This window comes from Rhizobium metallidurans (genome assembly GCF_014196505.1).
GTDB lineage: Bacteria > Pseudomonadota > Alphaproteobacteria > Rhizobiales > Rhizobiaceae > Rhizobium > Rhizobium metallidurans.
Genome location: NZ_JACIDW010000002.1, coordinates 353,311 through 376,187, shown reverse-complemented (window position 1 = coordinate 376,187; position 22,877 = coordinate 353,311). Strand labels below are relative to the sequence as shown.

Genomic DNA, 22,877 nt, shown 5'->3' with positions numbered 1-22,877 from the left:
GCCGCGCGGTGGCGCTCCGGTTTGCCCTCCCGGTTGGGCGGGTCTCGCGGAACTTTGTCGGATGGCCGCCGTTGTCTCCTGAAATGTGCAAAGGAGACATTTCATGCAGGTCATCGGCACGCAGGTCATTCCGGAGCAGGGCGGGAGACGAGGGTTTACGGTCGAGTTCGTCGGAAAGGGCGGCGAGGTCGTGTCCGTGCAGTTGCGCAAGGATATGGATCGGACGTTGACGTCGAACAATGCGATCGACCGGGCCAAGGCCGTCATGGGCGAGCTGGCATCCTTCGACGCGACCACCGCGCTCTCGAGCGTGGAAGCCGGCGAGGCACAGCCAAGCGCTCGCGCCGCCGGCGATGTGGACGAGATGGAGGATCAGCTGGCGCAGGGGCTGGAGGACAGCTTCCCGGCAAGCGATCCGGTTTCGGTCACCTCATCCGCCATTCCGACGGGCAAGGTGCGCAAGCACTAGACAACCTTCTGCACGCCCGGGATCGCGCAAGCCTCGCCGCCGCCGAACATGCGCGAGCGGGTGAGGAAGCGCTTTTCCCGGCCGTTATCCAGCGAGAACATTCCACCGCGCCCGGCCACCACGTCGATGATCAGCTGCGTATGCTTCCAGGCTTCGAACTGGCTGGCGCTGATGTAGACGGGGACGCCTGATATTTCGCCAAGCTTCACGTCATGATCGCCGACGATGAAATCGTCGGTCGGATAGCACATGGGCGAAGACCCATCGCAGCAGCCGCCGGACTGATGGAAGAGGATGTCGGGATAGTCGCGCCTGATCTCGTCGATCAGGGCGACGGCGGCGTCGGTTGCGAGAACGCGGGGTTCTCCGTTGACCGTGGTGTCCATTGCGATCTCCTCCGCACGGCTTGGCCGAAGACCCCTCCCAACCCTCCCCACAAGGGGGAGGGCTTAACCCAGCCGACCTGCCGAAGCTTCTTTAGGCAGGCGGTGGCCGCTGGTTTTCTCCCCCCTTGTGGGGGAGATGGCCGGCAGGCCAGAGGGGGACTTTCTTTCGTAACCCGGCATCCATCTTCAGATGCGATGAGGGATGCCGAATTCAAGCCGATTCTCAGAAGAAACCGAGCTTCTTTTCGCTGTAGCTGACCAGCATGTTCTTGGTCTGCTGGTAGTGGTCGAGCATCATCTTGTGGGTTTCGCGACCGATGCCGGACTGCTTGTAGCCGCCGAAGGCCGCGTGGGCCGGGTAGGCGTGGTAGCAATTGGTCCAGACGCGGCCGGCCTGGATTTCGCGGCCGAAGCGATAGGCGCGGTTGCCGTTGCGGGTCCAGACACCGGCGCCGAGGCCGTAGAGCGTGTCGTTGGCGATCGACAGCGCCTCGGCTTCGTCCTTGAAGGTGGTGACCGAGACGACCGGGCCGAAGATCTCTTCCTGGAAGACGCGCATCTTGTTGTGGCCCTTGAAGATCGTCGGCTTGATGTAGTAGCCGCTCGCCAGTTCGCCGCCAAGGTCGTTGCGGGAGCCGCCGGTCAAGACTTCGGCGCCTTCCTGCTTGCCGATGTCGAGATAGGCGAGGATCTTTTCCATCTGCTCGTTGGAAGCCTGGGCGCCGATCATCGTGGCACTGTCGAGCGGGTTGCCCTGCACGATGGCTTCGACGCGCTTGACGGCGCGTTCCATGAAGCGGTCGTAGATCTTTTCATGCACGAGCGCGCGGCTCGGGCATGTGCAGACTTCGCCCTGGTTGAGCGCGAACATCGCAAAGCCTTCCAGCGCCTTGTCGAAGAAGTCGTCGTCCTCGTCGGCCACGTCGGAAAAGAAGATGTTGGGCGACTTGCCGCCGAGTTCGAGCGTGACGGGGATGAGGTTCTGGCTGGCATATTGCATGATCAGCCGGCCCGTCGTGGTTTCGCCGGTGAAGGCTATCTTGGCGATGCGCGGGCTCGATGCCAGCGGCTTGCCGGCCTCGAGGCCGAAACCGTTGACGATGTTCAGCACGCCGGCCGGCAGCAGGTCGCCGATGATCTCGGCCCATACGAGCAGCGAGGCAGGCGTCTGTTCTGCCGGCTTGATGACCACGCAGTTGCCGGCGGCAAGAGCGGGCGCCAGCTTCCAGGCGGCCATGAGGATCGGGAAGTTCCAGGGAATGATCTGGCCGACGACGCCGAGCGGTTCATGGAAGTGATAGGCGACGGTGTCGTTGTCGATCTCGCCAATCGAGCCTTCCTGGGCGCGTACGCAGGACGCGAAGTAGCGGAAGTGGTCGATGGCGAGTGGAATGTCGGCGGCCATGGTTTCGCGGATCGGCTTGCCGTTGTCCCACGTCTCGGCCTGGGCCAGAACTTCCAGCTTGTCCTCCATCCGCTGGGCGATCTTCATCAGGATATTGGCGCGCTCGGCGACCGAGGTGCGCGCCCACTTGTCCTTGGCGGCATGGGCGGCATCGAGCGCCGCGTTGATGTCCTTTTCGCTGGAGCGCGGAATTTCGCAGAGCTTGCCGCCGGTGACCGGGGTGATGTTGTCGAAGTATTTGCCTTCGATCGGCTCGCGCCATTCGCCGCCGATATAGTTCCCGTACTTCAGCTTGAACGGCGACTCGACGATTTTCTGATGCAGCATGTCATCCTCCCTTGAGATGAGCCAGGTTCGGACGCGAACCCGTGGGAGGAAATCTGCGCGTCTTTTGTGTCGGGATATAGCGGCACCCGGCGATACCGCAGCGCACAGTGTCGCATCGCTGCTACATCAGTGCCGACTACAACAGGATTAGGGTCAAAACTCAATCAGGATAGGGGTTCTGTTGACGATGACGGGATTGGATGGAAGCAAACAAGCGCAAGGCAAGACCTTCTGGTCTTGTCGAGCATTGGTTGCGATCAGGCGGCCCGTCATCGCCAACCCTGCGGGCAAGCTGTATTTTGTGCCTGCGGGCGTCGGAAAGGTTTGAAAATGATGGGCATTTCCCGCACCTCTCCTCCTACTCAGACACAAAATACAGCTTGCAGAACCCCTATCCTGATTGAGTTTTGACCCTAGTGCAGATTGAGCTTCTTCATCTTGCGATGCAGCGTGGCGCGGCTCATGCCGAGCGCGATCGCCGCCTGCGAGACGTTGCCGCTGGAGCGGGTCAGAGCCCTCAGCAATGCCGCGCGTTCGGCCTCGACGAGATCCTCGTCGTCGGACATGCGGGTCTCGTGCAGGGCATCGGCGGCCGGAATGCCGGCGGCGATGCTGCGGTCGTCGAGCTTCAGCGCCAGGCGCGCGGCGCGGGTGGCGCCGAGCACGAGGTCGTGGCGATCGACGGCCAGAAGCGCCGCGGTCGGGTTGGTTCCCGAGGGCACCATCACGAAGCGGGCGCCGGCATAGGCGCTGCGGAAGAGATTGATCTCGATGCGCATGGCGGCATCGCGCACCATCTGCGCGAGAATGCCGAGCGTCATCTCGTTGACGTCGTCGCGGCAGGTGGAGATGTCGAGCGCGGCCGCCAGCTGCCCACGATGATCGCGGATCGGCGATGTCGTGCAGCTGAGCTTGATGTTGGAGCAGAAGAAGTGCTGGTCGCGAAAGATCGAGACCGAGCGCTCGTCGGCCAGCGCCGTGCCGATGCCGTTGGTGCCGATGCTGGCTTCGGTCCAGACCGAGCCGGTCCAGAGGCCGAGATCGTGAAATTCCTTGTCGTCGCCGATCGCGCCGCGGCGCTCCAGCGCGATGCCATCGCGGTCGGTCAGAAGCAGGCAGCAGCCGGCCTTTCCTGCCGTCGTGAACAGACGGTCGAGTTCGTCGGTGGCGTTGGCGATCAGCTGCTCGGATTGTTCGCGGGCCTGCCTGAACTCCTGGTCCATGAGGCGGAGAGGCGCGCGCCGCTCTTCCGGCGCCAGCTGGTGCATGGCGATGCAGCGGCGCCAGGAGGCGACCACGGAAGAACTTGCCGCGGCTGAATCGCGCTGCGTGCACGTGTAGACATGCTCCGCATGCGCAGAGTGTTCGTGCATCGGGGTTCCTCCCATCAAGAGCTGCAGCTCCTACCACCACAGATCATCGACAGGAGTGTGACGAAAATACACGTCCTTGGCAACTCGCGGCAATGTAAGCCGTCGTTTGGGCATCACGGCGGTGACCGGACCTGTCTCAGATCTGCGACAGTTGGACATGTGAGGGACGCGCGGAACTTTCCGGCCGCTGGCCGGTTACTGCTCCAACCGGCAAGGGAGGCAGGTTTCGATGGCGCATGTCCGCAAAACCGATGAGAAACGCGGCCACTTCGATGCACGCGACCGGCTGATCATCGCGCTCTACGCGCAGCTGAAGGCCGAGCGCGAGACCCGCGAAACGCTGGAGTGGGCGATCCGCCATGGCGCGCTGTCGAGCGACGTGCTGGAGGCGATCGCCAGCGATCCGGTTCCTGTCGTGACCAGCGACGAAATCGCCTCGGTGGAGAAGATCGTGGCGCTCGATGAGCGGCTGCGGCGCAACACGGGGCGGGAGGAATAGACATGGCCGCGCGGGCAAGCTGGAAGGGGCATCTGAAGGTGGGCGATCTCGTCTGCGCGGTGGGGCTCTACACCGCGGTCTCGGTCGCTGACCGCATTTCCTTCAACATCATCAATCGCAAGACCGGCCATCGCGTCGAGCGGCAGTTCGTCGACAGCGAGACGGGAAAGCCGGTGGAACGCGACGACCAGGTGAAGGGCTACCGGCTGGATAGCGGCGACTACGTCATGATCGAGGGCGAGGAACTTGCCGCCTTCGCGCCCGAGAGCGACAAGCTCCTGACGGTGCAGGGCTTCGTTCCCTATGACGAGATCAACAAGCTCTATTTCGACCGGCCCTATTATCTTGCGCCGGTCAGCGAGGACGACGAGGAGGCGCTGGCACTGATCGCGCGGGCGATGCGGGACCAGAAGGTCGCCGCGCTCGGTGAGGCCGTTCTGTTTCGCAAGACGCGCACCGTGCTGATCAGGCCGCAGGACGATTGCATCGTCGCGACCACGCTGAACTACGATTACGAGGTGCGCAACGCCGAGACGGTGTTCAAGGATATTCCCGATATCAAGTTCGACAAGGAAATGATCGAACTCGCCGGCCATATCATCGGCACCAAGAAAGGCAGCTTCAATCCCCGGGATTATGAGGATCGCTACGAGGCGGCGCTGGCGGAACTGGTGCAGGCGAAGATCGAGGGCAGGGCGCTGCCCAAGCGCAAGGCCGAGCCGAAGGGCAAGGTGATCGACCTCATGGAAGCGCTGCGCGAGAGCGCGAAGATGAGCGGCAAGGCGAGTGGGAAGACGAGCGGCAAGATGGCGGGCAAGGCATCCGCCAGGAGCGCCGCGCGCGGTAACGGCGGATCGACGAAGGCGAGCTGACCATGGCGCTCGAAACCTATCACGCCAAGCGCGATTTCAAGCGGACGCCGGAGCCGCACGGCGGAAAACGTGCCTCTACGGCGCGAGACAGCAACGCGCTGAGCTTCGTGATCCAGAAACACGACGCGACGCGGCTGCATTACGACTTCCGGCTGGAAATGGACGGGGTGCTGAAGAGCTGGGCGGTGACGCGCGGGCCGAGCCTCAATCCCGACGACAAACGTCTGGCGGTGCATGTGGAGGACCACCCGCTCGACTATGGCGACTTCGAGGGCATCATCCCGAAGGGCGAGTATGGCGGCGGCACCGTCATCGTCTGGGATCGCGGCACATGGGCACCGCATGGTGACATGCGCAAGGCATACAAGAAGGGCCACATGGAATTCGACCTCGATGGCGACAAGCTGAAAGGTCGCTGGCATCTGGTGCGGATGCACGGCAAGCCCGGCGAAACCCGGGAGAACTGGCTGCTGATCAAGGCCGAGGACGAGGAAGCGCGCGCCAAGGGCGATATCCTGAAGCTGCGGCCTGAATCGGCGAAAACCGGCCGCAAGATCGAAGAGGTGGCCAAGAACCCGGATGCCGCCTGGCACTCGCGGCCAAAAGGGACGGACAGCAGTGAGGCCGGGAAGGGGCGCACCACGTCGTCCGATCCAAAGTCGAGGGCGACCAAGACCAAACCGCGCCAATGGCCCGACGGTGCGGTCAAGGCCGGCCTCCCTGACTTCGTCGAGCCCGCGCTCGCCAAGCTGAAGCCGAAACCGCCTGTTGGCGACGGGTGGGTCCACGAGATCAAGTTCGATGGCTACAGGCTGCAGATCAGGATCGACCACGGCAAGGTGACGATGCTGACGCGCACGGGGCTGGACTGGACGGAGCGGTTCGGCGAAGTGCTTGCGAGGGCATTCTCGGAGCTGCCGGTGCAATCGGCCTTGATCGACGGCGAGGTGGTGGTCGAGCGCGACAATGGCGCTTCGGATTTTTCCGCGCTGCAGAGCGATCTCAGCGAAGGGCACAAGGACCGCTTCGTGTTCTACGGCTTCGATCTCCTGCATCTCGACGGGCACGACATGCGCGAGGTGTCGCTGCTTTCCCGCAAGGCCTTGCTGGAAACGCTTCTGGCTCCTGATAACCCGACACTGCGCTACAGCAGCCATTTCACCGAGAAGGGTTCGCTCGTGCTCGACCATGCCTGCGGCCTGGGGCTGGAGGGTGTGATCTCCAAGCGTGGCGACAGCAACTATAGCTCCGGACGTTCGGGTGAGTGGGTCAAGTCCAAGTGCTCGAAACGGCAGGAGTTCGTGATCGGCGGCTTCGTGCCGTCGACGGCGACGAAGAACGCGATCGGTTCGCTGGCCATGGGCTATTACAAGGGCGGCAAGCTTCACTATGTCGGCCGCGTCGGCACCGGATTCTCGGTTTCGACCGCCAAAATGCTGCATGACCGTCTTTCGCAGGACCGGCAGGCGAAAACCGCCTTCGAGGATACCCTGTCGGCCGAGGCGCGGCGCGGGCTTGTCCACGTCAAGCCCAGGCTTGTGGCGGATGTGGAGTTTCAGGCATGGTCGGCGGACGGCAATCTGCGGCATGCGGCGTTTCGCGGGCTGCGCGAGGACAAGGCGGCGGGGGATGTAATGCGCGAGACCGAAAAAGGCAAGGCCGATCCGGCGCCGCAATCGAACGTCGCGCTCACCCACCCCGATCGCATCTACTGGCCGGATCAGGGCGTCACCAAGCAGGGACTTGCGGATTATTACGCGCAGGTCTGGCGCTTCATGGAGCCCTTCGTGGTCAACCGCCCGCTGGCGCTGCTGCGCTGCCCTGACGGTATTGCCGGACGCCAACGCTTCTTCCAGAAGCATGCCTGGAAGGGAATGAACGCCCATATCGAGGAGATATCAGATCCGAAGGACCGGGGTGGCGAAAAGCTGCTGCGTATCGCTGATTTCGACGGGCTCGTCGCGCTGGTGCAATCGGCCGTTCTCGAGGTCCACCCCTGGGGGGCGACGACCGCGAGCTTCGAGAAGCCCGACATGATCACCATGGATCTCGATCCGGCCGACGATGTCGCCTGGGCCGAGGTGATCGCTGCGGCCCACGAGTTGAAGCAGCGGCTCGAGGCGGCGGGGCTGGCTGCCTTCGTGAAGACCTCCGGCGGCAAGGGTCTCCATGTGGTGACGCCGCTGAAGCCGAAGGCCGGATGGGTGCAGGCCAAGGCCTTCGCGAAGGCGCTGGCGGACGGGATGACGAAAGATCAGCCGGACAAATATCTGGCGACCGCCACCAAGGCGAAACGCAACGGCAAGATCTTCATCGATTATCTCCGCAACGGACGAGGCAACACCGCCGTCGCCGCCTATTCGACCCGCGCCCGGCCCGGTGCCGCCGTGTCGATGCCGCTTGATTGGAGCGAGCTGACGGAAGAAATCGGCCCGGCCTATTTCACCGTCGACAACACGCCTTCGCGGATGAACTCGCTGGCAAGCGATCCGTGGGCGGATTTCTTCCACGCGGCGGCGCCGCTCGAAAAGCGCAAGTAAGAATAGCCCGATATATGCGAGGAGCTAGTGCTTCGGCCGTCCGCCATCCTTGGCGATGCTCTTCTTCAGCGCGTCCATGATATTGACGACGTTGCCGGTGGATTTAACCGGCGGGCGCTTCGTTGCCGCCACGGGCTTCGGCAGGCTCTTCTGCTTGGCGCGGATCATCGCCCGGATGCGTTTCTGCACGGGATCGGTGACCATCGAGGGTTTCCATTCCTCGGTGCGGTCCTTGACCAGCTTGCTCATCAGCGCCAGCACCTTATGGTCGGTCTTGCTGGCAAGATCGACAGTCCCGGCCGGCTCGCGGACCTCGTCGCCGAAATGCAGCGTCCAGAGCACGATGCCCTTGCCCTGCGGCTCCAGCAGCACGGCGCGTTCGCGGCGGTAGAGAACGAGACGGGCGATGCCGACGACATCGTTTGCCTTCATCGCCTCGCGGATGACGCAGAAAGCCTCGACGCCGACCTTGTCTTCCGGCGCCAGGAAATGCGGCTTGTCGTACCAGATCCAATCGATCGAGCCGCGCGGCACGAAGCTCGATATGTCGATGGTGCGCGTGCTCTCCAGCCCGACCTCGCTGATCTCGTCGTCCTCGAGGATGACATAGTCGTCCTCGCCGCGGGGATAGCCCTTGGCCTGATCCTTGTCCGAAATCGGCTTGTGGGTGACGCTGTCGACATAGCGGCTTTCGACGCGATTTCTGGTCTTGCGGTTCAGCACATGAAACCGCAGCTGGTTGGTATCCGTGGTCGCCGGCGTCAGCGATACCGACGCGGTCACGAGCGACAGCTTGAGATAACCCTTCCAATAGGTCTGACGCGCCATCCGATGCCGGCGCCTTCGCGCCCCTCCAAGCCGCAATACGGCGATGCCGTTTCAACGGCCGGAGCGCGGATTTTGTTCCCTCGTGTCAGGCGCCACATCCATTTGATGTCGGGCAGCACATGAAGGTCAGACGATGCTAGCGCCAGCGAAACGTCGCATTGCCGCGTCGATCCACCTTGCCGAGTTCGATGGAGGCCCATCTTCCGTTCGCCGTGTCGGCGAGGCGCACGCTCGGCTTCCCGAAGATCATTCCGAGAAAGCGCGGACAGCCGCGGATTTTACCGCCACCGTCATCGGCCGTGAAAATGCACTGGTGGGACATGGATGTCCCGGATACCGCTATTATTCCCGTTTTAGGCACGTGTGGTTCCCGTCACTATCATGCTTAGACGGTGATACTCGCGCGGGCTTTTGCCGATGGCAAGCGTAAAATTCACCGTTTCGTGATATTCAGGATGTCCGCATGAAAGCAAACCTTAACCTTCGGCCGGGTTCAAGGACATGGCCTGCGACGTGCGGCAACCCATCCGATTGCATGATGCAGTGCAGCATCAGTGCATGAAAATGCGCCGCGCGCGGGTTGAGGTCATATGCGCCAACGGCTATCTGGTGCCTGCATATGCGGATGATCCGCAGACAAGAGGGCGCCGCCGCATGAAACCTGAATTTCTCGTCACGCATTCCGGTGGCTTCCATGCCGACGAACTGCTCTCCACCGTCATTCTGACGAAGCTCTTTCCCGAGGCGCGGATCATGCGGAGCCGTGCGCCGGAATGGATCACGCCGGGGGCCGACCGGATCATCTACGATGTCGGCGGCGCCTATGACGCCGAGGCGCGCATATTCGACCACCACCAGCGTGGCGCGCCGCTGCGCGAGGACGGCCAGCCCTACAGCTCGTTCGGCCTGATCTGGAAGCATTACGGGCGCGATTATCTGGCCGCATCCGATATTCCCGAGGACGATATCGATGATATCCACGCCTCTTTCGACGGCAGCTTCGTGCTGCCGATCGATCTTACCGACAATGGCGCGCTCAGCCCCTCCGGGCCGCTTGCCGGGCTGACGCTGCCGGCACTCCTGGAAACGCTGAAGCCGGTCTTCGACGAGACCGATCCCGGCGCCGACGACCGCGCCTTTCACGAAGCCCTCGCCATCGCGCGCAGCTTCGTCGAGGCGCGGATCTCAAAGAGCGCCGCGAAGCGCAGGGCGGAGGCGCTGGTGCACAAGGCGATCATCGCTGCCGGCGAAAGCCGCGTGCTGGAACTGCCAATGGGCATGCCCTTCCGCCCCGCCATCGTCAAGGCCGGCGCCGACCACCTGCTCTTCGTCGTCCACCCGCGCGACAAGGACTGGTGCGTGACCGGCATCCGCCGCGAGGAGGAAGGTTTTACGCTGCGCGCCGACCTGCCGGCCGCCTGGGCGGGCCTCACAAACGGCGACCTCGAAGCCGCAAGCGGCGTTGAAGGCGCCAGCTTCTGCCACAACGGCCGCTTCATCGCCGCCGCCAGGAGCCGCGAAGCGGCGCTGAAGATGGCGGAGATCGCGGTGGCCGAGGCGGTGGGGGGCGTGTGAGGCTAAAGGGGCGCTCGGGCATTGAAAGGTGACGCAAGGCTCAACCCCGAACGTGCGCGCCACCGGACAATCCGAGCATCTTACAGCGCTAGCCGCGATCGAACGATGAGCCCGTTGCGCTATCGGCCATGCTTTGCTCGAGCGGGCCACTAATTGCAGAGATTCACTCCATCCTTGACGATCGCCGCCCATTTGGGGCCAAGGACGTCACGAGCGGATATAGCCTGGCTGCTGCCTGGTTCGCCATCCTTGAACATTACGATCCCAATGGACTGGTCGTGCGAACCACCGTAGATGATCGGCCCTGGCGTATAGGTTGTCGTCGCATTGACCGTGCCGTATCCGCCATAGGAGTTGATGGTGCCATAGGTATCGTAGTTTCCTGGCATCTGGGTTGCGGTGACGTTGTTCGCCGCTGCTGCTGACGTGATGATGTAGCGATCGTAGCCCGCCTTGATGGTCTCGACGGCAGCCTGTTTCTGTGCCGCCTTAGCCGCGCCAACACTGCCGCACATCGGCTCCGCGCTCGTCTGGATGATCATTTGGTTTCTCGAGACCCGCATGGTGCTGGACTGGACGCAGGAACTTAGCAGCACGGCGAGGGCCGATGCCGCGATAGTTGTTTTATGCATAAAAGATTCCCCAACCTTGACGCGAGCCGCATTGCGAACAAAGCGTCCTCTGTCAATCAGCTTGGAGGCAATTCAGCGCAGCTTTTAATTATCACAGCTCTGCCTCACTCGGCTGCAATTGGTCGAGCATCGCGCTCGATGCTGCGAATTCTGAAGCACCTGGTCTGGCAAACGCTGTTGTAACCGCAGCCCAAAACGCAAAAGGGCTGTTGTTTGACACCAGTATCCGGAATACGTGGGATCAACCGGGATTATCCGGGAATGCGCGGAAAAACGTTATAAATCAGGTGATTGCAGTGTGACTGCCGGGAAACCCGACCGAAAACTTTTGACAGCTCCGCTGGGCAAGATTTGCGGCTCGGCGTCGGGATCGCGTTTGGCGCAACCTGCACCATGCAGAACACCGAAAATCCTTCAACAGCGCTTCAGCGCCTCTTCAAACCATTGATATTTAACGATCGATGGAGCTGTGAGAACTCGCCGCCACTCGTCGAGTTTGCGGCGGAAACCGCCCGTTTTTCCAATTTAGATTTTATCACGCTGAGAAAATTGGGTGAATGTAGGCACAAACGTAACGATTTCAGTCTCTTACAGAATTGAAACGCCTGTCGAGAAATTATCAGCGATCGAGCGTTAACCCTCATCAGCGTTGGTGGATATTAGCGGTTGCCCGCTGCGGTCGTATTTCTATAAATCACAGTGGGCTTGAACACCCTGATCACTCATAGGCGCGCCGCGACAGCGGCGGCCGAACGCATGCGCAGCTAAGCGGCTGGCGCATTCGCCGTGGCCTTATCGGCCGGGGGCGATGCGCTATGTCCAGGCTTCGGCTAAAGGCGCTTCGGCGTGTCTGAGTGGCACGTGTTCAACCCCCGGCTCCGGCGCCGTCTGCCGGAATTGCAGTGGGGCAGGCATGAAAAGCATTCCTAGAATAACTCGCGTTTACCTTGCACACGGAAGGCGGATTGCCTTCCGGTGGTAGTGTACGATAGCTTAAAAATACTTGCTTAGAGTTTGAGGGCGTCCGTAAGCTGATCGAATAGTGCATTAAACCCAAGTCTTGCTGAAGCCTTTGCTTCTCTCCTTACATCGTCGATGCGGATGACCTGGTCGGGCAGACCGGGCGCGCTCGGCTCTGCTCCAGATTCGCGTGTTTCCAAACATGGTTGAACAATCATGAGGCCTCGCGTTTCCCGTGACCTGGATTGCGCGCTGCCTCTCGCAAGTCATGCTTCAGATGGTGGATCAGATGAGTGAGGACCATGCGGACTTCGCTTTCGTCATCGATGTCACGCACTCGGCTCGTCAGCGTTGCGAAAATATCCATGGCAACAAGCGCAATATCATCCCCTGCGGCCGTAACCGCCGCATCATCATACGTCTGGCGAACTGCTCGGATCACCTCGCGCTTTACGTCCACTGAAGGTTGGGCAGGCGTGGGTTGGTTGCTACCGGTCAAACGTTCCAAGCCTCGACGAAGTCCCTCGGAGAACTCCTCCGGAGACATCTGGTCCTGAATCTTTTTGTCAGTTCTTCGAGCCAGAACGGCGTAACCGTCTTCGTCGGGATCGCCTTCGCCACTGATCAACCAATCAAGGCTAACGTCGCTGACTGAAGCAATTTTCCGTACAGCGTCCGGTTTCGGGCTGGTTCCCGCGAGCCAATTGCCTAGCGTTTTTCGAGGTACCTCGATCTGCTGGGCGAGGCGGTTCAGACCGCCGACCCGTTTGGCGGCAATACGTATTCTGTCGGCCAACTCACTCATCTAATTTCGATAGCCACTTATGGCCACTTTTCTGTTGCAAGTGGCCAGAAATGGCTATATCCCTTTCTATGTTCATAGACCAAATCACCCATGAAAAGGGAGGCCGGCTAGGGCCTCCCCGTTCACAACGAGGAATACCATGCACCATGACCGCACCGCGGACAAGGCAGCGAAACTGCGCCTTGACGAGATGAACCGTGTCAAGCGTCTCCTGTCTGAGGCGGGTTTAACGCTCACCAGTATCGATAGAGATTACCGGCTCTCGCTCGGCACATGCGGCAACACGCTGCAGCAGGCTAATCTTGCGGGAGAGCGGGCGATCGCAGCGGCACTTCGCCGTCGTCCCGAGCATCTGTGGAGAACCCGTTATCACGCAGACGGTCAGCGCCGCAGCCCGCAGCCGCCTGAGAACTATGCGCGACCTCCGAGCATGCGCGCTCGACGTGAGAAGCACGAGACGGGTACCACTTCGCAGGAGGCCGCGTGATGGACGCCATGACGTACGATCACGACGAGGCGCGCCGACTGCTGGCGATCCGACGAGCATCTATTCGTCAGATCCGGGCGCAGATGGCTCTTCATCGGTTTCACTCCCCACGACAGTTGGCCGAAATGTTCGCGTCCGCCTTTGCGGATGCCGATCGTTCGGTACCGGAATCGGAAGGTGCTCCACGATGATGCGCCTCATTCGTTCGTCCCAGGCGGGATCAATGTCCACCGCATCCAGCTTGCGTTCCTTTGCAAGCCGTCTTTCCTGCTCGTCGACCATGTCCAGCGCGTTGCGGAAGCGGTCTACCGTAAAATCCGGAAACGTGAAGTCGAGCATCCTGATGAGATGCGTGACCAGCTTTCTCAAAACGATCAGCTCCTCGGCAACCGACACGTCGGCTGCCATTGGGTCGCCATCTTCATCGGCGCCGGTCCAGCCTTCCAGCTGCTCCACCCGCCTTTCGAGGGTGCTCAATCTCGCCTCCAACAGCTGCTCTCGCGTCAACCGGTCTTCCGGCATCTCCATTTCCTTTCCCTCATTTCTGATCGTCCGACCCTCTCGCATTTCGGAGGCCTCGCCAATGCCGAAACGTCGTAACGAAATAGGCACCCGCAATCCCTTCATTCCTTCATTGTCTCCAGTGTGCCGCGTAGCCGACCAGGTACTTTTGTTTTGCGTAGTCCTGGCCGGTTTGGCGGCAGCAATCGCTTCGATCGTGTCGAGGGCGTTCTGATGTTGAACCGCTTCGACCAGAAGGCCGTTTACGAAGCTTGCATGCATGTCTGCACCATCGCGGTGCGCGATGGGTTTCCGCACCTCTCGGCTGCGGACATCCTAGACCCGCCGCACGAGTGGTTTGATGCCGCTCTCGCCCGGCAAGTCGTCATGCACCTGATGATCCGTGAATGCGGCTGGCCGAAGCGTCGGGTCGTCGAGATGGAGGAGCGTTCCCGCGAGGCCATCAACCGAGCGCTGCGCACCATCGACGCCCGCCTGCAGTATCCCCGTTTTGCCAACCACTATCAGGCGATCAAGACGCACGCCCGCGAGCTGCTCACCCTGATCGTCGCCCAAGAGGAAGCAGCATAATCCATGCTCAAGTCCATTCCACTTACACAAATCCTTGTCGGCGATCGCGCGCGCCCGGTCGATATGGAACATGCAGCGGCGATTGCCGGGTCGATGGTCGATCGCGGCCTGATCAATCCGATCACCGTTCGCTCGACACCTGCTGCTGGCGGAGGTGCGACACCTTACACGTTGGTTGCTGGTGGGCATCGGCTTGAAGCGGCGCGGATGAATGAATGGCCCGAAATTGAGGCCGTCATTGTCTCAGCAGACGCTGCAGAGGCTCAGTTGATCGAGATCTCGGAGAACCTTTTCCGTAACGACCTCTCGGCGCTCGATCGCGCGGTATTCGTCATGAAGTTCCGCGAAATATTCGAGGACAGACACGGCAAAATCGATCCGAAGGGTGGGCGCCCGAAAAAACAGGCTCACGATGAGCCAGTTATTTTTTCGCCCGGAAGGGAGCTTTCACAGCGGGTTCAAGAGCGCCTCGGGATTGCCGCCGCGACCTACAAGCGCATCTCGGCGATCGGGCAGAAACTGCACCCGATGTTGCGCGCCGCCTTACGCGGAACTGCCTACGAGCACGACCAGAAGCAGCTCCTGAAGCTGGCCAGCATGCCTGAGGCCGAGCAGACCGGCATTGCCAAGGCGTTACAGTATGAGCCCGACCTGAAGGCGATACTCGCATCGGACAAGCCGGTCGTGAAGAAGCTGCCCGTCGATCTGCAGGAGGCAATCTTCGCGAAGGTCTGCAAGCTGCTCGACAAAGCCGATGACGACACGCTGCTTCGCGTCCTCAACCACATCGGCGACAAGCGCGATGTCTCCTTCCTGGAGGCCGCCGAATGAAGCGCGACCACACCCAGCTCGACTTCTTCCTTGAGCCCGTCTTTCCCGTCCGCGACCCGGCGCAGAAGCTCGATCTTGACCGTTATCGCGCCAAGTTGAAGCGGGCCATGGCTCGAGCTATCCGCGAGTGCCCCTACGATCGCCCGACGATCGCGGCCCGGATGGCGCAGTATCTCGGTCTTCCGTCGATCAACAAGGCGACGCTCGACGCCTACACCGCCGAGAGCAAGGCGCACGATATCACCATGCCGCGTTTCGCGGCGCTGGCGCACGCCACCGACGCCTTGTGGCTTTGGGACGAGGCGGCTTCCCTGCAGGGCGTCACGATGCTGATCGGCGAAGAGGCCGTGTTGGCGGAAATTGCCTATTGCCGCCAGGAGCAACGCCGATGGGCGGCTGAGGTGAAGCGCCTTACCGCGCGCCCGATCCGCATCACTTCGCGGGGTAAGGTATGATGGACGCTTGGTTCACGCTCGACGCCCTGTTCGATCTTCGACTGCCCGGCATGCCGACCAGCATCGCGAGCCTGTATCGCACGGCCAATCAGGCAGGTTGGCGAGACCGTGACCAGCAGGCCCGGAAGGTTCAGACCGGCACGAAGCCCGTCTGGGAGTTCCATGTTTCGCTCCTGCCGAGCCTCGCCCAGGCGAAGCTCGCGCAGATCGCCCAGCGTGACGCCACGTTGGCCGAAACCCGCGAGAAGCGCCGAGCGCTCTATTGGAAGACGTTCCAGGCGATGACGGACGAACATCGTCAGGTGGCGCACCAGCGCCATGCGTTGATCATCTCCGCCGAAGACGCCCTGGCGAAGCGCGAGGTCCTCGGATCGGTCATGTCGATCGAGAAGACGCTCGCTCCGATCCTGCGCAAGTTCGGTGTCTCGTCATCGACCTATTACGACCTACGGAAAAAGCTCACGTCTGTTGACCGTGAGGATTGGTTGCCTGCACTGGCTCCGGCCTATGCGACCGACGGCACGGTTCCCAACACCGCTCCCTGCCACGAGCTGGCCTGGGCGGCTTTGAAGTCCGATTATCTCCGCTCTGAAAAGCCGACATTTTCGTCCTGCTACCGCCGTATGATGGAGGCGGCCAAAAAGAAGGGCTGGGCTCCCATTCCAGAGGAACGCACGCTTCGTCGTCGGATGGAAGCGGAGGTTCCGCGCTCGGTCCAGATCCTGACGCGAGAAGGGCGCAAGCGGGCCGAGCAGCTCTATCCGAGCCAGATCCGCACAAAGTCGCATCTCCACGCGATGGAGATCACGAACACCGACGGTCACAAGCTCGACCTGTTCGTCCAGGTGCCGTGGAAATCCGCGGAAGATTCGAAGCAGGTCACCGATCGCGTCATCCTGCTCGGTATTCAGGATATTTACTCCGGCAAGATCCTGTCCTGGCGCCTGTGCGAGGCCGAGACATGGGATGTGGTTCGTGCGTGCGTCGGCGACATGATCGAGGATCATGGCATTCCCGATCATCTGTACATGGACAACGGTCGCGCGTTCGCCTCGAAAATGATCTCCGGCGGCGCTGTCAGCCGCAACCGCTTCAAGAAGATGGAAGGCGAGGTCGCCGGTCTCCTGAAAACACTCGACATCGAGCCACACTTTACGAAGCCCTATTCCGGCCAGTCGAAGCCGATCGAGCGCGCCTGGAAGGATCTTGCCGAGGAAATCTCGAAGCATCCGGCCATGTCCGGCGCCTACACGGGCAACAAGCCCGAGAACAAGCCGGAGAACTACCGCCAGTGGGCAGTGCCATTGGAGGTGCTGGAGCGCCATGTCGCGGAGCGCATCGCCGAGCACAATGCCCGCACCGGTCGCCGATCGGAAACGGCCAAGGGCCGCAGCTTCGACGAGACCTTCGCCGAGAGCATGCGCCATCCCGCGACCATCGTTCGACGCGCCACCGAGGCCCAGCGCTCTCTCTGGATGCTCGCGGCCAAGGTCGTGAAGACACGGTCGCGCAACGGCGAAATCCATTTCCAGCGAAACGTCTATTGGGCGCCGGAAATGAACGAGTGGATGGGCAAACATGTGACCGTCCGCTTCGATCCCGACAAGCTGCATCAGCCCGTCAAGGTCTACGACGCCGAGGGTCGCTTCATCTGTGACGCGGCGTGCACCGAAAAGGCCGGCTTTAACGAGCAGAGCGCCGCCGCCCGTCATGAGCGTAACCGCCGCACGCTGGTCAAGCTCACCAAGGCCAAGGCGAAGCTCCATCGTCAGCTCACGCCGGCCCAGCTCGGCGAGCTCTATGCGACCGACGCACCGTCGAAGCCCGAGCCGATCCGTCCAACGGTCACGCGCATCGTGACCGGCAATCTCGCGATCGAGCAGAAGACGGAAGAGTGGTCGCAGGACGAATACGAGGCCGGCATTGCCCGTGGCCTCTCTCTTATCTCGGGCGATAGCTCGATCATCCCATTCCCGCAAGGGGATCGGCCGGCAGGTAGTGCGTCCGGCCGTAAAAGCAGAGCCGAAAAGTAGTGAGTACGGTTCCACCCAAAAAAGAGGGCGGGTCCAAGAACCCGCCCATTCAAAAGCTCAACAGGAACCTTTGTAATGCTTGATATCTTGAATGCAATACCTGCCACCTGGGACTTGCCCATGCCGGCAGAAAAATTCGTCGCTAAGCACTCGGCGACGGAAGTACAGACGTGGGAACGTCTTCGTCAGACCGTCGCCACCGTCGCGGCGAAGCACAACTGGACAAAGGCCGATACTGGCCGACGGATCGGCATTGCCGAAAGCACGTTCTCGCAGTGGCTTTCTGGAACGCTTCTCGGCGTCCTGGACAATCAGAACTCTCAGGTAGGACGCTTCCTCGAAGCGTTAGAGGAAAGCGCGGCTGTCACCGCCGCGATGCCTGACGGTCCCGGCTTCCTGCGCACGCTGGCGGCAGTGGAAATCCATAACACCCTGCTGCTGGCGCAGACCATGACCGGGTTTGTCACCATCACACTCAGTGCTGGGCGCGGGAAGACCACGGCATGCCGGCACTACCAGCGCATTAAGCCGCATGTTCACATGGTCACGCTCAATCCGAAGGTGAAGTCGGTCCACGGTGTCATGAGCCTCTTGGCTCGGACGCTGGAGGTCCGCGTCTTCAATCCTGCCGATCTGGTCGGCACCATCGGTGAAAAACTGGCGAAAGCGGGAAACCGCGCTTTGCTCATTATCGACGAGGCGCAGCACGCCGATCCGGAGAGCGTCAACCAGTTGCGCTACTTCTCCGACAATTACGGTGTCGGTCTTGCCCTGGTCGGGAACGAGGAGGTGCGCAAGCGGATGACGCAAGCCGCGCACCAGACGAACAGCCGGGATCAGATTCTCAGCCGCATCGACAAGAACCTGAAGCGTGATCCCGGTCGAGAGGCTGATGTTAAGTCGTTCATCGAAGCATGGGACATCACTGATGCCGCTTGCGTCAAGTTTCTCCTGGGCGTGGGCATGAAGGGCGGAGCGCTCCGGCAGATCGACAGAACGATCAAGATGGCGTGCTTGGCGACACAGAAGCCGGCGCGCGATCTTGAGCGCAAGCATTTGGAGGCCGCCTGGAATAACCGCGAAGTGGAGGACGTGTGATGTCGCGCCGTTCCCTTCCCAGCGAGTACCTCGACGCGATCGTGCGCGAGTTGAGCCCGGCCTGCGGCGGCGAAGAAGTCTCGATGCCCGGCTCGGATTTCGACAGGTTGGTGGAGCGCCTGGCGGCGGTCCGCAAGATGATGACCGTGATCGAGCGCGAAGTGGGCGCCCTTCGTCTGGCCGAGGCAGCCAGAGCCGGCTGCGCAATCGTCGAGGATCTGGCAACCGAGGAGCTGCAGCAGCTCGTCGAAGATCCCGAAGGCAAAGTCGTGCGTCCAGATTTCGGGAGGAAGCCATGACGGCTCTGCTTTCCGACCATTTGAAGGCGATACGCGACACCCTAAAAAGCCGGCGCAGTTGCGGTCTGTTCATGCTGCCTTGCCTGCTCGCCAAGTTCATCAAGCGGTTCAACACGTTGATCGCCTTGGCGGAGGAGCAGGAGGCGGAGCTGCGCCTGGCTAAGGCGAGGGCGCTTGAGTTCGACGACCTTCCCCAGGGCGCCACGATCCTGCGCTTCCCGCGCCGGCTCGTGATCATCTCGCGCTCCGATGACGGGGGAGATGCAGCATGACGGAAGTGCCTTTCACGATCTTGCTTCCACTCGACGAGATCGTCGATGCGCTCCGCCCGGATGTCGTGTCGGCTGTTCTCGCCGCGAAGCCGAAGAAGATCCAGCGGAAACCACTGACGGAAGCCGTGCTCGACGCCAGTCGTCAGGTGGCTTCCGCCTTCACCCGCTACGAGGCCAGCCTTGGCACCCGCGATGAAGCGCGCGCCCTGAAACGCCTCCTGGTAGCCGCGAGCGGAACTCGCGCTGCCATCAAGAACCTCGCAAAGCCGCTTTAAAGGAGCTTCACAGATGGAAGCAGTCATTCTCGAAGGTAAGCGCCCTGATGGCGTGGAAGTCATCAACGGCCGACAGTTCATGGAAGATGCCAAGGGCAATCTCGTCCCGCTGGGCAACGTAAAGCCCGAGGACAAGTTGCAGGACGAGATGGTTCGCAAGGTCATGGAGTTTGCCCGCGACCTCTCGGCTCAGATCGCCCGCTTCAGGGGGCACACGGTCGCTGACCTCGGCAGTTTCGACGCCCTGCTGGCGCAGCAGTACGGCGGCAAGATCGGCGGCGCCAAGGGCAATCGCACCTATCAGACATTCGACGCTTGCATGAAGGTCGTTGTCCAGGTCTCGGATCTGATTTCCTTCGGCCCGCAGCTTCAGATCGCCAAGGGCCTGATCGACGAGTGCATCATCGACTGGTCCGAAGGTAGCCGCGACGAGATCCGCGCGCTCGTCATGCGTGCCTTCAACACCGAGAAGGAAGGACAGATCAACAAGTCGGATCTGTTCATGCTGTTGCGCCTGGACATCGATGACGAACGCTGGACGCGCGCCATGGAGGCGATCCGCAGCTCGATCACGGTCACTGGCTCGAAAGAGTATGTGCGCTTCTACGAGCGCGCCACACCGAAAGATGAGTGGCACGCGGTCACCATCGATCTCGCGAAGGTGTGAGGTCGTCATGCAAAACGCGCTTCTCGCTTCCGCTTTCGCACTTTCCGCGACCACGATCTCCATCGCTGGCTATCTCGCAATCGCCGAGAAATCTGGCTGGGGATGGTTTCTTTTCGTCGGGCTTCTCCTTGGTGCCGCTGCAATCCAGAAGGTGTCGCTGTGATGGACAATCGCACGAAAGCACGGCTGGCAAACTGGTCAGCCCAGGACTACGAGCGCAAGATCGTCAGCGCCTTCCAGGAAGAGGGCTATGACATCGTCGAGTTTGACGGGGCGAGGTTCGCCCGTGTGACCGCGATAGACGAAGATGGTGCCAGTACCTTGGCCGAGGTCAACCTGACGAAGGTCGCGATCGGCATGGCGAGGGCGACGTCATGACATCGAAACGTCTCATCTCAGCGCTCAGCCTTCCGGACATCACGCCTGCCGAGGTGACCACAGCGCCTCCTCAACTTCGTCTAGTTCCGCCCGCGACCTTGTCGGTTGACGAAACCTACCAGCGCGGCCTCTATGAACGGTCTGTCAAGCTTATCCGCAAGATCGTTTCCGAGTGGTGCTGGACTGCGTTCAAGCCGCCGGTTGTCGTCGAAGTCGATGGCCGGCTCGAAGTGATTGATGGTCAGCACACCGCCATCGGCGCGGTCACACATGGCGGCATCGAGCTGCTGCCGGTTCTCATCGTCCAGGCGGAAAGCCACGAGACCCGTGCCAGCGCATTCGTCAGGCATAACCGCGACCGCATTCAGGTCACGGCGACACAGCTGCACAACGCAATGGTAGCCGCTGGCGATGAAGATGCGCTGACCGTGGCGCAAGTCTGCGAAAGGGCCGGCATCGTCATTTTGAAGAACCCTCCTCCGATGGCGAAATTCAAGCCGGGTGAGACGATGGCTATCGCGACCATCAAGTCGCTGGTCAATCGCCGATATGCTGCGGGTGCGCGTCGGGTGCTTGACGTATGCCGGTCTACAAATGCGGCGCCGGTGACAGCCCACATGATCAAAGCCGTGGAGCTGCTCATGTTCTCGAAGGAATATGAGGGCGAGATCGATGCCGAGCGCATTGCACTCGTCATTTCGTCCAAGGCTGAAACGCTGGAGACGGAAACCTCGCGCTTCGCAGCTGAGCGCAAGGTTCCCCACTGGCGGGCTTACGCATCTGTGGTTTTCATGAACCGGAGGAAGCCGCGCAATGGATGAAATCCATGAACGTCAGAAGGCCCGTATTGATCTCCTCGAGGAGCGTGTCCGCCAGCTTGAAGAAGCCCTTATGCCCTCTTCGATCGCGGTGAAAGTCGAATGGTGCCTTACGCCGCTGGAGGCACGGGTCTTCTCTCACCTGACGACGCGAGACCAAGCGTCAAAGCAGTCGATCATGCTCGCGATGTATAGCGACCGGATCGACGTGGAGCCGGAAATCAAGATCGTCGATGTCTTCGTTTGCAAGATGCGAAAGAAGCTGAAGCCGTTTGGCATCGAGATCCTCACGCTCTGGGGAGCGGGGTATTCGCTCAAGGATCGCGAGCTTTATCTCGGGAGGGCTGCAGCATGACAGGTATTTATTTCCAAGCTCCCTGCCGCCTGAAATCCTACAGCGCGACGACGAAGAGCGGGAAGACCGTTGTTCGCATTGAGATCGAGAGCACCGATCATCGCGAGGCAGGCTACCTTCTCAACGACCTTGAAAAGATCCTCAAACAGCAGAAGGAAGCCGCTCGCCCGAGAAAGGAGCCGAAGGTGGCTCCGAAGCCGCTGGCGCTGCCAGCGCCCGCCCTGCAGCTCACCTACCGGGGAGATGCCGAATGAGCCGCTCGATCGCCGCCATCCACGTCGCCAAGAAGCAGCTCGGCCTCGATGACGACACATACCGCTCCAAGCTTGCACTGATCACGGGCAAGAATTCCGTCAAGGATATGACGGAAACCGAGCGGGAGAAGGTGCTCACGGTTCTGCGCAATGAAGGCTTCAAGCCGGCGCCGGCCGCCCGTCGTGCCAACGGCCGCCAGCAGCTCACCGGCAAATTTGCCAAGAAGCTGCAGGCGCTTTGGATCGCCGGTTGGAACCTCGGCATCGTCCGCGATCGGGATGATGCTGCGCTTCTTGCCTTCGTCAAGCGACAGACCGGGATCGACCACACGCGCTTTCTGGTCAACGCCGATGATGCCAACCGCGCGATCGAGGCGCTAAAGAGCTGGCTTCGCCGCGAGGCCGGCGTCAGCTACGGCAACACCAACGGTTTCGACTGGATGGCGCTTGATGGCGCCAAGGTTGCCTGGGCGCAGTGGAAGATCCTCACCCCCGGCGCTGACACGATGCTTCGCAAGGGCTTCGACCAGGAGGCCAGCAAGGTTTCCGGCAAGTCGATGCTGCACAATCTGACGGCGGGCGATTGGCAGAAGGTCATGAATGTCCTGGGCGAGCGCATCCGCGCTGCGAAAGGTGGCGCAAAATGAGCGCCGTCGTTTCCTTCCAGCCTCGACACATGCCAGCGCGGCCGACCGTGCTCGATCGCGATGGCCGCGCCGAGCTGCTCTTCACCTGCGTATTCGTTCATGAGGGTCGCAAGTTTGCCTTCAGCATCGCTGGCCGCTCGTGGGCTGAAGCCGAGGCGCGTCTCGCATCCCTCCGCCAGTCGGCCGTCGTTGATGGTGAACTCGAAGCGATGGGCGATATCGACCTCGTCCCGTCGGAGGCCTGA

The 22,877-nt window shown here is 61.4% G+C and carries 29 protein-coding genes; 22 read left to right on the top strand and 7 right to left on the bottom strand.

Features of this window, described 5'->3' with window-relative positions; all coding sequences use genetic code 11:
- Positions 1–103 precede the first annotated feature (103 nt).
- Positions 104–469: a hypothetical protein gene (locus GGQ67_RS05795; RefSeq protein WP_183899243.1), complete on the top strand. Its 366-nt coding sequence runs from the start codon at positions 104–106 to the stop codon at positions 467–469.
- Here the strand turns inward: GGQ67_RS05795 and GGQ67_RS05790 are convergent.
- The 3 genes from GGQ67_RS05790 to GGQ67_RS05780 all read right to left on the bottom strand — a co-directional run bounded on the left by GGQ67_RS05790 (position 466) and on the right by GGQ67_RS05780 (position 3,960).
- A complete protein-coding gene (locus tag GGQ67_RS05790; RefSeq protein WP_183899242.1) occupies positions 466–855 on the bottom strand; it encodes a DUF779 domain-containing protein in 390 nt (129 codons plus the stop codon). The genes GGQ67_RS05795 and GGQ67_RS05790 overlap by 4 nt on opposite strands.
- A gap of 223 nt (positions 856–1,078) precedes the next feature.
- A complete protein-coding gene (adh, locus tag GGQ67_RS05785; RefSeq protein WP_183899241.1) occupies positions 1,079–2,587 on the bottom strand; it encodes an aldehyde dehydrogenase in 1,509 nt (502 codons plus the stop codon).
- Between the two features lie 413 nt (positions 2,588–3,000).
- Entirely contained in the window at positions 3,001–3,960 is a 960-nt protein-coding gene (locus tag GGQ67_RS05780; RefSeq protein WP_183899240.1) for a helix-turn-helix domain-containing protein, read from the bottom strand.
- Positions 3,961–4,189: 229 nt separating this feature from the next.
- On the opposite strand from GGQ67_RS05780, the gene GGQ67_RS05775 reads away from it, so the two are divergent.
- From GGQ67_RS05775 to ligD, 3 genes are read left to right on the top strand one after another with little or no spacing between them, the layout of a single operon-like run.
- The gene (locus tag GGQ67_RS05775; protein WP_183899239.1) at positions 4,190–4,459 is read left to right on the top strand and encodes a hypothetical protein; all 270 of its coding nucleotides are present in this window, start codon (positions 4,190–4,192) and stop codon (positions 4,457–4,459) included.
- A 2-nt stretch (positions 4,460–4,461) separates the two neighbouring features.
- Complete coding sequence (gene ku / locus GGQ67_RS05770; protein WP_183899238.1) at positions 4,462–5,331, top strand: non-homologous end joining protein Ku; 870 nt, start codon at positions 4,462–4,464, stop codon at positions 5,329–5,331.
- 2 nt (positions 5,332–5,333) lie between these two features.
- The gene (gene ligD, locus GGQ67_RS05765; protein ID WP_183899237.1) at positions 5,334–7,871 is read left to right on the top strand and encodes a DNA ligase D; all 2,538 of its coding nucleotides are present in this window, start codon (positions 5,334–5,336) and stop codon (positions 7,869–7,871) included.
- A 24-nt stretch (positions 7,872–7,895) separates the two neighbouring features.
- Here ligD and ku (GGQ67_RS05760) read toward each other — a convergent pair whose 3' ends face one another.
- Positions 7,896–8,699: a non-homologous end joining protein Ku gene (gene ku / locus GGQ67_RS05760; protein WP_183899236.1), complete on the bottom strand. Its 804-nt coding sequence runs from the start codon at positions 8,697–8,699 to the stop codon at positions 7,896–7,898.
- 654 nt (positions 8,700–9,353) lie between these two features.
- Between ku (GGQ67_RS05760) and GGQ67_RS05755 the strand changes: the two genes are divergently transcribed.
- Positions 9,354–10,274 carry an MYG1 family protein gene (locus GGQ67_RS05755; protein ID WP_183899235.1) on the top strand — a complete coding sequence of 307 codons (921 nt, stop codon included), beginning with the start codon at positions 9,354–9,356 and terminating at the stop codon, positions 10,272–10,274.
- 149 nt (positions 10,275–10,423) lie between these two features.
- Here GGQ67_RS05755 and GGQ67_RS05750 read toward each other — a convergent pair whose 3' ends face one another.
- Together GGQ67_RS05750 and GGQ67_RS05745 are read right to left on the bottom strand one after the other, a co-directional pair.
- Positions 10,424–10,906: a hypothetical protein gene (locus tag GGQ67_RS05750; protein WP_183899234.1), complete on the bottom strand. Its 483-nt coding sequence runs from the start codon at positions 10,904–10,906 to the stop codon at positions 10,424–10,426.
- Positions 10,907–12,080: 1,174 nt separating this feature from the next.
- On the bottom strand, positions 12,081–12,671 hold the full coding sequence (locus GGQ67_RS05745) for a helix-turn-helix domain-containing protein (RefSeq protein WP_183899233.1): 591 nt from the start codon (positions 12,669–12,671) through the stop codon (positions 12,081–12,083).
- Between the two features lie 139 nt (positions 12,672–12,810).
- Between GGQ67_RS05745 and GGQ67_RS05740 the strand changes: the two genes are divergently transcribed.
- Complete coding sequence (locus GGQ67_RS05740; RefSeq protein ID WP_183899232.1) at positions 12,811–13,158, top strand: helix-turn-helix domain-containing protein; 348 nt, start codon at positions 12,811–12,813, stop codon at positions 13,156–13,158.
- Between the two features lie 60 nt (positions 13,159–13,218).
- Here GGQ67_RS05740 and GGQ67_RS05735 read toward each other — a convergent pair whose 3' ends face one another.
- Entirely contained in the window at positions 13,219–13,941 is a 723-nt protein-coding gene (locus tag GGQ67_RS05735; protein WP_183899416.1) for a hypothetical protein, read from the bottom strand.
- Here GGQ67_RS05735 and GGQ67_RS05730 point away from each other — a divergent pair.
- From GGQ67_RS05730 to GGQ67_RS05655, 16 genes are all read left to right on the top strand, one after another.
- Positions 13,936–14,250 carry a hypothetical protein gene (locus GGQ67_RS05730; protein ID WP_246400124.1) on the top strand — a complete coding sequence of 105 codons (315 nt, stop codon included), beginning with the start codon at positions 13,936–13,938 and terminating at the stop codon, positions 14,248–14,250. The two genes, GGQ67_RS05735 and GGQ67_RS05730, sit on opposite strands and share 6 nt — an antisense overlap.
- Before the next feature lie 3 nt (positions 14,251–14,253).
- Complete coding sequence (locus tag GGQ67_RS05725) at positions 14,254–15,081, top strand: ParB N-terminal domain-containing protein (RefSeq protein ID WP_183899230.1); 828 nt, start codon at positions 14,254–14,256, stop codon at positions 15,079–15,081.
- Positions 15,078–15,536 carry a hypothetical protein gene (locus GGQ67_RS05720; RefSeq protein WP_183899229.1) on the top strand — a complete coding sequence of 153 codons (459 nt, stop codon included), beginning with the start codon at positions 15,078–15,080 and terminating at the stop codon, positions 15,534–15,536. The genes GGQ67_RS05725 and GGQ67_RS05720 overlap by 4 nt, the downstream gene beginning before the upstream one ends.
- Positions 15,533–17,569 (top strand): transposase domain-containing protein, encoded by a 2,037-nt coding sequence (locus tag GGQ67_RS05715; protein ID WP_183899228.1) that lies wholly within the window; start codon positions 15,533–15,535, stop codon positions 17,567–17,569. The genes GGQ67_RS05720 and GGQ67_RS05715 overlap by 4 nt, the downstream gene beginning before the upstream one ends.
- 75 nt (positions 17,570–17,644) lie before the next feature.
- Complete coding sequence (locus GGQ67_RS05710) at positions 17,645–18,667, top strand: AAA family ATPase (RefSeq protein ID WP_183899227.1); 1,023 nt, start codon at positions 17,645–17,647, stop codon at positions 18,665–18,667.
- On the top strand, positions 18,667–18,966 hold the full coding sequence (locus GGQ67_RS05705) for a hypothetical protein (protein ID WP_183899226.1): 300 nt from the start codon (positions 18,667–18,669) through the stop codon (positions 18,964–18,966). The genes GGQ67_RS05710 and GGQ67_RS05705 overlap by 1 nt, the downstream gene beginning before the upstream one ends.
- The gene (locus GGQ67_RS05700; RefSeq protein WP_183899225.1) at positions 18,963–19,238 is read left to right on the top strand and encodes a hypothetical protein; all 276 of its coding nucleotides are present in this window, start codon (positions 18,963–18,965) and stop codon (positions 19,236–19,238) included. Before GGQ67_RS05705 ends, GGQ67_RS05700 begins: the two co-directional genes overlap by 4 nt.
- Positions 19,235–19,513, top strand: coding sequence for a hypothetical protein (locus GGQ67_RS05695; RefSeq protein ID WP_183899224.1), 279 nt, complete (start codon positions 19,235–19,237; stop codon positions 19,511–19,513). The genes GGQ67_RS05700 and GGQ67_RS05695 overlap by 4 nt, the downstream gene beginning before the upstream one ends.
- Before the next feature lie 13 nt (positions 19,514–19,526).
- Positions 19,527–20,180: a DUF3164 family protein gene (locus tag GGQ67_RS05690; RefSeq protein WP_183899223.1), complete on the top strand. Its 654-nt coding sequence runs from the start codon at positions 19,527–19,529 to the stop codon at positions 20,178–20,180.
- A gap of 7 nt (positions 20,181–20,187) precedes the next feature.
- A complete protein-coding gene (locus GGQ67_RS05685) occupies positions 20,188–20,343 on the top strand; it encodes a hypothetical protein (protein ID WP_183899222.1) in 156 nt (51 codons plus the stop codon).
- Positions 20,343–20,558, top strand: a complete 216-nt coding sequence (locus GGQ67_RS05680; RefSeq protein WP_183899221.1) for a hypothetical protein — start codon at positions 20,343–20,345, stop codon at positions 20,556–20,558. The genes GGQ67_RS05685 and GGQ67_RS05680 overlap by 1 nt, the downstream gene beginning before the upstream one ends.
- Positions 20,555–21,379, top strand: a complete 825-nt coding sequence (locus GGQ67_RS05675) for a DUF6551 family protein (RefSeq protein WP_246400123.1) — start codon at positions 20,555–20,557, stop codon at positions 21,377–21,379. The genes GGQ67_RS05680 and GGQ67_RS05675 overlap by 4 nt, the downstream gene beginning before the upstream one ends.
- Positions 21,372–21,731: a helix-turn-helix domain-containing protein gene (locus GGQ67_RS05670; protein WP_183899220.1), complete on the top strand. Its 360-nt coding sequence runs from the start codon at positions 21,372–21,374 to the stop codon at positions 21,729–21,731. Before GGQ67_RS05675 ends, GGQ67_RS05670 begins: the two co-directional genes overlap by 8 nt.
- Positions 21,728–21,985: a hypothetical protein gene (locus tag GGQ67_RS05665; protein ID WP_183899219.1), complete on the top strand. Its 258-nt coding sequence runs from the start codon at positions 21,728–21,730 to the stop codon at positions 21,983–21,985. The genes GGQ67_RS05670 and GGQ67_RS05665 overlap by 4 nt, the downstream gene beginning before the upstream one ends.
- Positions 21,982–22,632 carry a gp16 family protein gene (locus GGQ67_RS05660; protein WP_183899218.1) on the top strand — a complete coding sequence of 217 codons (651 nt, stop codon included), beginning with the start codon at positions 21,982–21,984 and terminating at the stop codon, positions 22,630–22,632. Before GGQ67_RS05665 ends, GGQ67_RS05660 begins: the two co-directional genes overlap by 4 nt.
- Entirely contained in the window at positions 22,629–22,877 is a 249-nt protein-coding gene (locus GGQ67_RS05655; RefSeq protein WP_183899217.1) for a hypothetical protein, read from the top strand. Before GGQ67_RS05660 ends, GGQ67_RS05655 begins: the two co-directional genes overlap by 4 nt.

Bases quoted from the DNA above. Each gene is read 5' to 3' on its own strand.
- GGQ67_RS05695 (WP_183899224.1), top strand. From the start codon at position 19,235: ATGACGGAAGTGCCTTTCACGATCTTGCTTCCACTCGACGAGATCGTC.
- GGQ67_RS05655 (WP_183899217.1), top strand. From the start codon at position 22,629: ATGAGCGCCGTCGTTTCCTTCCAGCCTCGACACATGCCAGCGCGGCCG.
- GGQ67_RS05680 (WP_183899221.1), top strand. From the start codon at position 20,343: ATGGACAATCGCACGAAAGCACGGCTGGCAAACTGGTCAGCCCAGGAC.
- GGQ67_RS05675 (WP_246400123.1), top strand. From the start codon at position 20,555: ATGACATCGAAACGTCTCATCTCAGCGCTCAGCCTTCCGGACATCACG.
- GGQ67_RS05790 (WP_183899242.1), bottom strand. From the start codon at position 855: ATGGACACCACGGTCAACGGAGAACCCCGCGTTCTCGCAACCGACGCC.
- GGQ67_RS05665 (WP_183899219.1), top strand. From the start codon at position 21,728: ATGACAGGTATTTATTTCCAAGCTCCCTGCCGCCTGAAATCCTACAGC.
- GGQ67_RS05720 (WP_183899229.1), top strand. From the start codon at position 15,078: ATGAAGCGCGACCACACCCAGCTCGACTTCTTCCTTGAGCCCGTCTTT.
- ku (WP_183899238.1), top strand. From the start codon at position 4,462: ATGGCCGCGCGGGCAAGCTGGAAGGGGCATCTGAAGGTGGGCGATCTC.
- GGQ67_RS05740 (WP_183899232.1), top strand. From the start codon at position 12,811: ATGCACCATGACCGCACCGCGGACAAGGCAGCGAAACTGCGCCTTGAC.
- GGQ67_RS05710 (WP_183899227.1), top strand. From the start codon at position 17,645: ATGCTTGATATCTTGAATGCAATACCTGCCACCTGGGACTTGCCCATG.
- GGQ67_RS05780 (WP_183899240.1), bottom strand. From the start codon at position 3,960: ATGCACGAACACTCTGCGCATGCGGAGCATGTCTACACGTGCACGCAG.
- GGQ67_RS05660 (WP_183899218.1), top strand. From the start codon at position 21,982: ATGAGCCGCTCGATCGCCGCCATCCACGTCGCCAAGAAGCAGCTCGGC.
- ligD (WP_183899237.1), top strand. From the start codon at position 5,334: ATGGCGCTCGAAACCTATCACGCCAAGCGCGATTTCAAGCGGACGCCG.
- GGQ67_RS05700 (WP_183899225.1), top strand. From the start codon at position 18,963: ATGACGGCTCTGCTTTCCGACCATTTGAAGGCGATACGCGACACCCTA.
- GGQ67_RS05775 (WP_183899239.1), top strand. From the start codon at position 4,190: ATGGCGCATGTCCGCAAAACCGATGAGAAACGCGGCCACTTCGATGCA.
- GGQ67_RS05670 (WP_183899220.1), top strand. From the start codon at position 21,372: ATGGATGAAATCCATGAACGTCAGAAGGCCCGTATTGATCTCCTCGAG.
- GGQ67_RS05685 (WP_183899222.1), top strand. From the start codon at position 20,188: ATGCAAAACGCGCTTCTCGCTTCCGCTTTCGCACTTTCCGCGACCACG.
- GGQ67_RS05690 (WP_183899223.1), top strand. From the start codon at position 19,527: ATGGAAGCAGTCATTCTCGAAGGTAAGCGCCCTGATGGCGTGGAAGTC.
- GGQ67_RS05745 (WP_183899233.1), bottom strand. From the start codon at position 12,671: ATGAGTGAGTTGGCCGACAGAATACGTATTGCCGCCAAACGGGTCGGC.
- GGQ67_RS05750 (WP_183899234.1), bottom strand. From the start codon at position 10,906: ATGCATAAAACAACTATCGCGGCATCGGCCCTCGCCGTGCTGCTAAGT.
- GGQ67_RS05705 (WP_183899226.1), top strand. From the start codon at position 18,667: ATGTCGCGCCGTTCCCTTCCCAGCGAGTACCTCGACGCGATCGTGCGC.
- GGQ67_RS05735 (WP_183899416.1), bottom strand. From the start codon at position 13,941: ATGCATGCAAGCTTCGTAAACGGCCTTCTGGTCGAAGCGGTTCAACAT.
- GGQ67_RS05725 (WP_183899230.1), top strand. From the start codon at position 14,254: ATGCTCAAGTCCATTCCACTTACACAAATCCTTGTCGGCGATCGCGCG.
- adh (WP_183899241.1), bottom strand. From the start codon at position 2,587: ATGCTGCATCAGAAAATCGTCGAGTCGCCGTTCAAGCTGAAGTACGGG.
- ku (WP_183899236.1), bottom strand. From the start codon at position 8,699: ATGGCGCGTCAGACCTATTGGAAGGGTTATCTCAAGCTGTCGCTCGTG.
- GGQ67_RS05795 (WP_183899243.1), top strand. From the start codon at position 104: ATGCAGGTCATCGGCACGCAGGTCATTCCGGAGCAGGGCGGGAGACGA.
- GGQ67_RS05755 (WP_183899235.1), top strand. From the start codon at position 9,354: ATGAAACCTGAATTTCTCGTCACGCATTCCGGTGGCTTCCATGCCGAC.
- GGQ67_RS05715 (WP_183899228.1), top strand. From the start codon at position 15,533: ATGATGGACGCTTGGTTCACGCTCGACGCCCTGTTCGATCTTCGACTG.
- GGQ67_RS05730 (WP_246400124.1), top strand. From the start codon at position 13,936: ATGCATGTCTGCACCATCGCGGTGCGCGATGGGTTTCCGCACCTCTCG.